A 9,892-nucleotide genomic window follows, 5' to 3' on the forward strand; every position below is an offset into this window, starting at 1 on the left:
CGGATCAGGTTTTCATGTTCAGCTTCTTGCGCATGGTGGCGGTGATGGTCTGCCGTACCTTGGCATAACCGGCCCAGGGGTCATTGCCTTCCATTTCCCCCAGGCGCTCGTGAATGTTGTGGATGTTCCACTGGTTACCGCCCTTCAGTTCCGCCACTTCCTCGCGGAACACCGGTACCGAGACGGGCAACCCCTCGCGGGTGCGCGCGGCGAAGGCGCAAATGGTGGTAGCGCCCTGGGAGTTGCGCAGGTAATCCACGAAAATCTTGCCCACCCGGTTCTTGGGCCCGGACACCGCCGAGAAACGATCGGGCAACAGTTTGGCCAGATGGTTCACCACCGCCTGGGAGAACGCCTTCACGCTGTCCCAGTCATCCTTGGGCTTGAGCGGCACCACAATGTGCATCCCCTTGCCTCCGCTGGTCTTGAGAAAGCTCTTGAGGCCCAGCTCGTCGAGGATGGTCAGCGTAAGCTGCGTAGCTTCCACCATGGCCTTCCACGGCAGCGCGGGGTCTGGGTCCAGGTCGAGAATGAAGCGGTCAGGGTGCTGCCCGTCCTTGGCAGTGGCATTCCAGGTGTGAAATTCCACCGTGCTCATCTGCACCGCGCCGATCAACGCCTCCGGCTTGTCGACGATCATCACCGGCTGACCGGAAAACTCCGAGCCCAGGCTGGTTACCCCGGGGATTTTCAGCCGCTCGGCGTGCTTCTGGAAAAACAGCTCACCGGCAATACCCTCTGGCGCCCTTACCAACGCCACCGGCCGTTGCTTGAGGTGAGGGAGAATCCACGCTGCCACTTGGGCGTAATACTGGGCCAACTGCAACTTGGTGGTGCCGCTGGTGGCGTCGATCACCCGGTCTGGGTGGGTAATGCGTACCTCGCCGGCAATGGCTTCGTTCTTTGTCGCCCTGGCCTTTTTTGGTGCTGCTGGCTTGGAGGCTGCTTTCTTCGCGGGCTTTTCTGCAGCCTTGTCGTCTGGCTTGAGCTGGCTCGCTTGCACAGGGGTCTCCTGGGTGATTTCAGTGGCAGGCTTGTCCTGGCGCAGGCCATGGAACACTGCATGGCGTACCGAACCTTCCCGCGTCATCTCGGCATAGGCGACCTCGGCCAGCAGCGACGGCTCGAGCCAATGCACCCCGCGCGCCTCGGCGCCAGTGGGCGGGTTGGCGACGGCCGGCTTTTTCACTTCCAATGGCCTCAGTTGGGCAAGGATGCTTTGCAGCGTAGCCTCGTTGAAGCCCGTGCCTACCTTGCCGGCGTAGCGCAATTTGCCGCTGTCGGCGTCATGCAGCCCCAGCAGTAGCGCCCCAAAGCCATTGCGTGCTCCCTTGGGCTCGGTGTAGCCGATGATCACGAATTCCTGCCGGTGCTTGCACTTGAGCTTGATCCAGTCGTTGCTGCGCCGGTTGACGTAGGCGCTGCCGAGGCGCTTGCCGATCAGCCCTTCCATCTTCATCGAGCACGCGCTGTCGAGCAGCGCCGTGGCCGATTCATCGAAGCTCGACGAGAAGCGCAGCGCTTCGTCTTCGTGCTGTTTGAGCACGGCTTCCAGCGCGGCGCGGCGCTGCTCTACCGGCACACGCGAGAGGTCCATGCCGTTGAGGTACATCAGGTCGAACAGGTAGAACACAATGGACTCGGCCCGGCTGGTCTCGAAAGCATTCTGCAGCGCCTGGAAATCCGGAACGCCGTCTTCATTGGCCACCACCACTTCCCCATCCAGCCAGGCCGAATCCAGCCCGAGCGCTTCCAGGGCACGGGCCTGCCGGGGCATCTTTGCCGTCCAGTCATGGCCATTGCGGGTGAACAACCTGGCCTCGCCGTTCTCGATCCGGGCCAGGATGCGGTAACCGTCAAACTTGATCTCGTAGCTCCATTCACCCGCTGGCGCGGTTTCCACCAGCGTGGCCAGTTCGGGCTTCAAGGTTTCCGGCATGGGTGCTGCCACGGCGCCTTCCAGGGTGCCAGCCTTTTCGGCATGTTTGCCGGTGGCACGGGTTCTGGCTGGCGCCTTCACGGGCGCAGCCGATGCCTTTCTCGACCGGGCGGCCTTGCCACGCACCTTAGGCACCAGGGTACGGTCGCTGAGTACGCTGTCTGGGGCAGCTTCCAGTACGTCGTACTCGTCGTGGTCGCGCGCGGCATCGTCGTGGGACTTGATCAGGAACCACTGGGTCTTGTTGCCGCTCATGTGGGTGCGCACCAGGTTCCACACGCCGCTGAGCTTTTCCCCCTGAAGGCGGAACTTTAGCTTGCCCTTCTCGAACGCCTTGTGCGGCTCGTCTTCGGGCTCCCATACGCCGCGATCCCAGACGATCACGTCTCCTGCTCCGTAATGGCCCTCAGGTATGTGCCCTTCGAAACTGGCGTAGTCGATGGGGTGGTCCTCTACCTGAATGGCCAGGCGGCGGTCGCGAGGGTCCAGCGACGGCCCTTTGGGCACCGCCCAGCTTTTCAGGGTGCCGTCCAGTTCCAGGCGAAAATCGTAATGAAGGTGGCTGGCGTCGTGCTTCTGGATGCAGAACTGCAGGGCACGATCGTCCACGGCCGCCTTGCGCCCATGGCCGCCGCCCGAAGGCTCTGGCGTGGCTTCGAAATCACGCTTGCGGTTGTATTCCTGCAGGGCGTCACTCATGTCGCGGCCTCCTTGATCACCTAGAGTTGTGAAGCGATGTCGCCGTTGGAGTTCCCCCCGCCAGCCGACCGGCGGGCTGAAACGATTGAACGGCAGCGCGGCCGTGCGGCCCAACCCGAACTACCCTGAAAATTGCCGTGTCAGCGCCCGCAGAGGCGCACCTGATGGAGAACCACTCATGTCGAAAAAGCCTCTGCCCTCGACCGAGGGTAACGCCGGGCACTTGCCCTTTTCCCGCCGCTTGCTTCTCCAGGCCATGGGCGTAGGCGGCACCGCCGCAGCCTTGGGTGGTGGCCTTGTAGCCGCCGCGCAGGCCGCTGACGCGCAGAACGCCTTGCCGGCCGAGCCCGGCGAGCAAACCCTTTCGCTGAAGGTCAACGGCCAACCGCAAACGCTGCAAGTGGACCCGCGCACTACCCTGTTGGATGCGTTGCGCGACCGCCTGCAACTTACCGGCACCAAGAAGGGCTGCGACCATGGCCAGTGCGGCGCCTGCACCGTGCATGTGAACGGCCGGCGGGTGAACAGCTGCCTGAGCCTGGCGCTGATGCACGACGGTGATGACATCACCACCATCGAAGGCCTGGGCACGCCGGACAAACTTCACCCCATGCAGGTGGCGTTCGTGGAGCAGGACGCCTACCAGTGCGGCTACTGCACCAGCGGGCAGATCATGTCGGCGGTGGCCCTGGCCCATGAGCCATACGGTGACTCCGCGGCGGAAATCAAGGAAGCCATGAGCGGCAACATCTGCCGCTGCGGGGCGTACTCGCACATCCTTGCTGCCATTGAACACACCCGCAAAGCCTGAGGCCGCCACCATGCAGAACTTTACCTTCACCCGCGCCAGCAGCGCGGAGCAGGCGGTGCGACTGGCCGCCACCACGCAAACCGCTCAGCAGGGCGCGCAAGTGCGCTTTATCGCGGGCGGCACCACCCTCACCGACCTGATGAAGCTTGGGGTTGAACACCCCGAGCAAGTGGTTGACATCAACCGGCTGCCCCTGGCCGACGTAAGCGATACGGCCGATGGCGGCCTGCGGATCGGCGCACTGGTACGCAACAGCGACCTGGCCTGGCATCCAAGAGTGAAAAACGAATACCCGGTATTGTCCCAGGCGCTGTTGTCAGGCGCTTCCGCCCAACTGCGCAACATGGCCACCACGGGCGGCAATCTGCTGCAGCGCACCCGCTGCATGTACTTTCGCGACAATCTCAGCGCCTGCAACAAGCGTGAACCCGGCACCGGCTGCTCGGCCATCGACGGCGCCAACCGTAACCTGGCGGTGTTCGGCACCAGCGAGCACTGCATCGCCAGCAACCCTTCGGACATGAACGTGGCCCTCACCACCTTGCAAGCACAGGTGCACATTCAGGGCAGCGGCGGCGAACGCGTGGTGCCGATCAGTGAGTTCTTCCTGCTGCCGGGCGACACGCCTCATCTTGAAACCGTGCTGCAGCCTGGGGACTTGATCACGGCAGTGACCCTGCCGTCGCCAGGCAAAGGGGCGCATTCGGCGTATCTCAAACTGCGCGACCGAGCCTCCTACGAATTCGCCCTGGCCTCTGCCGCCGTGCTGTTGCGCGTGGACGACGGCCGCGTGGCCGAAGCTCGAATCACCCTGGGCGGCGTCGGCACCCGCCCCTGGCGGGCCACGGAGGCAGAGCAGGCGTTGATCGGCCGACCGGCCACCGCTGCAAGTTGGCAATTGGCCGCTGAAGCGGCCGTACGCAATGCCACCCCACAAAGCGAGAACGGCTTCAAGGTGGAACTGGCCAAGCGCTGCGTTGCGCATTGCCTGGCCACCGTGGCGCTGACGGCGCAAACCGCATGAGCGAGGGCACACCCATGGCACAGACTTCCGAACGCTTCATCGGCCAGGGCCTGCCGCGCATCGATGGCCCGAAAAAGGTCAGCGGCCTGGCCCGCTACACCTCCGACCACCACTTCCCCGGCCTGGTGTATGCCGTGCCGGTGACCGCCAGCATCGCCAAGGGCCGTATCACCGGCCTGGACACCCGCACGGCCGAAGCTTCGCCCGGGGTGATTGCGGTGTTCCATCAGGGCAACCTGGCCGGCAAGCTGTTTCGCCGCCAGCCCAACAAGGGCAAGAGCGACGAAGCCCGCCCGCCCCTTTCCGATGACAAGATCACCTATTACGGGCAATACGTGGCGCTGGTAGTGGCGCGCACCTACGAACAGGCCAAGGCAGGCGCTGCGGCGGTAAAAGCTACCTATGCCGCCGAGCCGGTGGACGTGAGCACACGGCTCAGCCCCGAAGCCCCGGAGAAAGTGGACACCGAGCGCGGTGACGTGGAAGCCGCCTTTAACACCGCACCGGTAAAGATCGACTACACCTACACCACTCCGCCACAAACCCACAACCCGATCGAATTGCACGCCAGCGTCGCGATCTGGGATGGCCAGGGCTTTACCCTCTACGAAACCACCCAGGCAATCATGAACCATCAGTTGGTGATGGCGCAGATGCTGGGGGTGGCGCCGCAGCAGGTGCGGGTGATCACCGAGTACCTGGGCTCGGGCTTCGGCGGCAAGCTGTGGCCCTGGACCCATTCACTGCTGGCCGCCGCGGCCGCACGCGAGCTGGGCAAGCCGGTAAAACTGGTGGTGGACCGGCGCATGATGTTCCAGACCGTGGGCCACCGCGCCAACACCCAGCAACGCCTGCGCCTGGCCGCCACAGCAGACGGCAAGCTGACCTGCCTGCGCCACGACTACTTGTTCCATAACGCGCGGCTGGACAGCTACAAGGAAAACTGCGGCGAAGCCACGGGTTTCCTCTACAGCACCCCCAACCTGAAAGCCGCCTGGTCGGTGGCCAAGCGCGACGTAGCGCCACCCACGTCCATGCGCGGCCCGGGCGCGGTGCCGGGCTTGTACGCGGTAGAGTCGGCGATGAACGAACTGGCCATCGCCCTGAACATGGACCCTCTGCAACTGCGGCTGCAGAACCAGCCCGACCACGACGAAAGCACCAACCAGCCGTTTTCTTCCCGCCACCTTATCGAGTGCCTGCAAACGGGCGCCGAGCGCTTCGGCTGGAAAAGCCGCGATCCGCAGCCGGGCAGCATGCGCAACGGCGCCGGTGAAGTGATCGGCTGGGGCATGGCGGCGTGTTCCTGGATGGCCAAGGCCCTCCCCGCCAAAGCCACCGTGCAGCTGGGCAGCGACGGCCGCGCCAAGGTGTTCTGTGGCACCCAGGACATCGGTACCGGGACCTATACGGTGATCGCCCAGATGGTGGCCGAATTGACCGGGCTGGAACTGGCCCGCATCGACGTACTGATCGGGGATACCCGCCTGCCGCCAGGCCCGATGTCGGGCGGGTCCATGGCCACCGGTTCGCTGGTGCCGGCCATCCAGCAGGCCACTCGCGAGGCCATCGATGAGGCGCTGGACGCAGCCCTGCGCAGCCACCCGGCGTTCAGCGGCAAAACCAGGGACGAACTTGTGTTCGCGGACATGAACGTAAGCCTTAAAGGCGGCTCAGGCGAAGCGGTGCCCCTGCCGGCCATCCTTTCCGCGGCCGGCATGGACCACGTGAGCGGCGATGGCGAAGGCAAGGGCAGCGAGGAAGCGGCCAAGAAGGTATCGCTGCATTCCTACGGGGCGCATTTCGTGGAGGTGGTGTGGCAACCGGAAATCGCCCGGCTGAAGGTGAATCGCATCGTCACGGTGATCGACGCCGGCACCATCCTCAACACCCGCACGGGGCACAATCAGATCGAGGGCGCGTTGATGATGGGTGTGGGCATGGCGCTGTTCGAGGCCACCGAATACGACCACCGCAACGGCGCGCCGGTGAACGCCAACCTGGCCGATTACATCGTGACCACCCACGCTGACGCGCCGGAGGTGGACATCACCTTCCTCGACTACCCCGACTACGCGCTCAACCCACTGGGCGCGCGAGGCATTGGCGAAATCGGCCTCGCCGGCATCGCTGCCGCGATCACCGACGCGGTGTATCACGCCACCGGGGTAAGGGTGCGGGATTTGCCGGTGAAGATCGAAGACCTGCTGGGTACGCCGCAAGTGAGGGCATGAGGAAGCCCGAGGCATCATAGGAAAACCTTCACGTCCATAGGCGGCCTTGGTTCGCGGCGGTATATGGATTTTTCCCACAACACATAGAGAATCCTCCGGCATTCAAGCCGGTACCGCTTCTCTAGCATGGCGGCTCCTGCGCGTTCTGCGCCTGTTTCCGGAGCCCCGTCCATGCCTTCACTGCCTCTTCGCGCCTGTGCCTCTCACTGCCCGGAGCGATGGGCATGAAGCGCTATCATATCTTTCGCGGCGACAAAACCACCGCCGGCGGCACTGTCATCAGCGGCAACCCCGCGTGCAAGCTCGAGGGCCGGCCGGTAGCGTGCGAAGGCGACAAGGTGGAGTGCCCCGCCTGCGGCACCGTGGGCGTGATCGTGTGCACCGGCCCTCATCGGCATGCTTACGTAGACAAGGCACAATGCGCGCTGGAAGGCGACCAGTGCCAATGCCAATGCTCGCCAGCGCCCATCCTGATCGCCAACCAGACCAGCATATCTTATGACTTCGGCCCGTCTTCGGCACCTTTGGTGGGCATGGGGAAGATGGGCGCCGGGCGGTACCGGGCCGCTGCCACGCGTTCAAGTACGCCCGGCGTCGTATCGCCCACCCGGGAGACCGCCCCGCCGGCCGCAGCGCTTGGCCAGCAGCTTGTCGAGGAAGAAGAAGAGGAAGAACCCGACGAAGGCATCATCGTGCGGATCGGGCTGTTCTTCAATGGCACCGGTAACAACATGGCCAACGCCGAACTCACCGCCGACTGCCAGCCGAGCGACGTGGGTTATACCGAACAACAGGCGCGGGAAATCAGTGCCTACTGCGTTCAGGAAGGCTTTGACGCCGCCGGTGGCGTGCCGGACAGCAGTTATGGGAATGCGTCGAGCAATGTGGCGCGGTTGTATGATTTGTATGTGGATGAGGCGACTACCCAGCTGAGCGAGGATGCCTCCGAAGCGAGCGTCAAGGTATACCTGGAAGGCATTGGCACCAGCAGCGGCCAACCCGATTCGCTGTACGGGCAAGGGCTGGGGATTGGCGCGACCGGTGCGGCGGCGCGGGTGGAGCAGGCGCCGCCGCTGGTGGTGGAAAAGCTGCGACAACTTAGGCGCAATAACCCCGGCCTCGTCGTTCGCCGCATTGAATTTGACCTGTTCGGGTTCAGCCGCGGCGCGGCGGCCGCTCGCCATTGTGCCAATGAGCTGCTCAAGGGAGCGCGTAGCCGCTTCGCCAGGGTCATACCTGTTGGAAGTTCGGGGCTGGCCGAAGGCTTTAACTGGCGCCATGGCCAAGACTTCATCATCAACTTTATCGGCCTGTTCGACACGGTGCCCGGGATTTCCAACCCGCTGCTGGGGGATTTCACCCCTCACGATGGCCACAACCCAGGGCTCAACCTGCGCCTGGCGCCAGGGTGCGCGAAGAAGATCGTGCAACTGGTGGCCCAGCACGAGTTCCGCCACAACTTCTCGGTAATGCTCAGCGACCACGACATTCGCGTGCCCGGCGCCCATTCGGACCTGGGCGGCGGCTACCCGCCGGCGATCAGGGAAACCGTACTGCTCACCCGGCCCGAGCACAGCGAAATACCCTATGAGCAAAAGGCCCGGGAATCTCAGGCTTGGCGCACGGCGAAGCGCCAGGTTGAGGCTCACCTGCCACCATACGGCAATGCGTTCACCCAGCCCGGCCAACCGTTGAGCGTGCAGCCATGGGCCATCGCCCTGCCGTACAACCCGCACCAGGACGCGCGCCGGCTCAAGCGGGTGTACGCCGCGGTGGTGAGCAAGCGGGTGGTGCGCGGGGCGTTGTCGCTGGTGTACCTGCGCGTCATGCGCAAGCTGGCCGTGCGGGCAGGCGTGCCCTTTGGCTCGATCAAGGAGAAACCCAAACTGGCCCTGCCGGCGGAGCTCAAGCCCATCTCGCGCAAGCTGACGGCCTACGCCCTGGGGGAAGCCCCCAATACCCTCACCGAGGCCGAGATGGACCTGCTGCGCCGCTATTACATTCACCTTTCCGCCAACTGGAACGCCGCCCGCGGCAAGAACAACTCCGACCTGTCCGTGCTGTTTATCAACCGCCCGGCAAGTAGGGGGCGGCGCGCTGAATATCCCAATGAATAGCCTGTGGCGGTGGCTCACACTGATCGCAATTCTGACCTTGAGCGCCTGTGCCAAAGGCCCCCACGGGCTTCCCTACGACTCCTGGTATATCGGCGCGCTGGCCCCGCCTTACATGGACGTATGGATCGAAACCGTGGATGTTGCCGATGCCCGAGGCCAGGCGTACAAGCAGGTCGTGTCCGGCGTGGCATCGATGAGCAGCCCTCCCAAGCTGGACGCTAATCCCAGGGGTTGGATCGAGAGCACTGGTTTGGGGGCAGGCAAGCACGTGCTTGGTGCAGCTCTGCCGCTGTGGATCTACGTGCGCTGGCAGTCGCTGGTCGAGCCTGAAACCTACGAAGCCTTCATTCGCGTCGACGCGACCATGCGCAAGGCCATGGTCACCGGCAAGAAGGCCTTCTGTGAGTTCGACGACAAATGGATCACTGATTACCCCTATGCCGTGAACATCGGCCTGGCCCCGGGCGGTATCGCCAAGGTCTGGATCGCCGGCCAATGTACCCGCAGCGTGCCCATAGCTCGCGTTCAAGGCCGCGTTGTCGAGGCCGGCCCATACGGCGGACGGTACGGCAACCAATATCCCGACCTGAACGACGTGTCCAAAGCCTATATCGAGAAATACAGTGTGCCCTATGGCAGCTGGTAACCGGTGTCGCGGGCCGGGCCTGCTGCTTATAGTGATAGCCACGCTGGCACTAAGCGCCTGCGCCAAGGGGCCTCATGGGCTTCCCTACGACTCCTGGTATATCGGCGCGCTGGCCCCGCCTTACATGGACGTATGGATCGAAACGGTGGACGTTGCCGATGCCCGAGGCCAGGTGTACAAGCAGGTCGTGTCCGGCGTGGCATCGATGAGCAGCCCCCCCAAGCTGAACGTGGATCCCAGCGGGTGGGCTAGAACCCCTGGCTGGGGCGCCGGCAAGCACGTGCTTGGCGCAGCCCTGCCGCTGTGGATCTACGTGCGCTGGCAGTCGCTGGTCGAGCCTGAAACCTACGAAGCCTTCATTCGCGTCGACGCGACCATGCGCAAGGCCATGGTCACCGGCAAGAAGGCCTTCTGTGAGTTCG

General features: G+C 64.1%; 7 protein-coding genes. 6 read left to right on the plus strand and 1 reads right to left on the minus strand.

The genetic code is table 11. The annotated features are described in order from the left end of the window. Positions 1-4: 4 nt before the first annotated feature. Entirely contained in the window at positions 5-2,638 is a 2,634-nt protein-coding gene (gene ligD / locus G7016_RS17360; RefSeq protein WP_181116923.1) for a DNA ligase D, read from the minus strand. A 178-nt stretch (positions 2,639-2,816) separates the two neighbouring features. Between ligD and G7016_RS17365 the strand changes: the two genes are divergently transcribed. The 6 genes from G7016_RS17365 to G7016_RS17390 all read left to right on the plus strand — a co-directional run. Beyond that, on the plus strand, positions 2,817-3,449 hold the full coding sequence (locus G7016_RS17365; protein WP_181116925.1) for a (2Fe-2S)-binding protein: 633 nt from the start codon (positions 2,817-2,819) through the stop codon (positions 3,447-3,449). A 10-nt stretch (positions 3,450-3,459) separates the two neighbouring features. Continuing rightward, a complete protein-coding gene (locus G7016_RS17370; protein ID WP_181116927.1) occupies positions 3,460-4,473 on the plus strand; it encodes an FAD binding domain-containing protein in 1,014 nt (337 codons plus the stop codon). Between the two features lie 14 nt (positions 4,474-4,487). Next, on the plus strand, positions 4,488-6,707 hold the full coding sequence (locus tag G7016_RS17375; RefSeq protein ID WP_181116929.1) for a xanthine dehydrogenase family protein molybdopterin-binding subunit: 2,220 nt from the start codon (positions 4,488-4,490) through the stop codon (positions 6,705-6,707). 224 nt (positions 6,708-6,931) lie between these two features. Further along, positions 6,932-8,824 carry a PAAR domain-containing protein gene (locus tag G7016_RS17380; RefSeq protein WP_181116932.1) on the plus strand — a complete coding sequence of 631 codons (1,893 nt, stop codon included), beginning with the start codon at positions 6,932-6,934 and terminating at the stop codon, positions 8,822-8,824. Then, on the plus strand, positions 8,817-9,470 hold the full coding sequence (locus G7016_RS17385) for a DUF2931 family protein (RefSeq protein WP_181116934.1): 654 nt from the start codon (positions 8,817-8,819) through the stop codon (positions 9,468-9,470). Before G7016_RS17380 ends, G7016_RS17385 begins: the two co-directional genes overlap by 8 nt. Next, positions 9,457-9,892 (plus strand): DUF2931 family protein (locus tag G7016_RS17390; protein ID WP_181116936.1); only part of this gene is annotated, 436 nt, incomplete at its 3' end. The genes G7016_RS17385 and G7016_RS17390, both read left to right, overlap by 14 nt.

This window comes from Pseudomonas japonica, assembly GCF_013522925.1.
GTDB lineage: Bacteria > Pseudomonadota > Gammaproteobacteria > Pseudomonadales > Pseudomonadaceae > Aquipseudomonas > Aquipseudomonas japonica_A.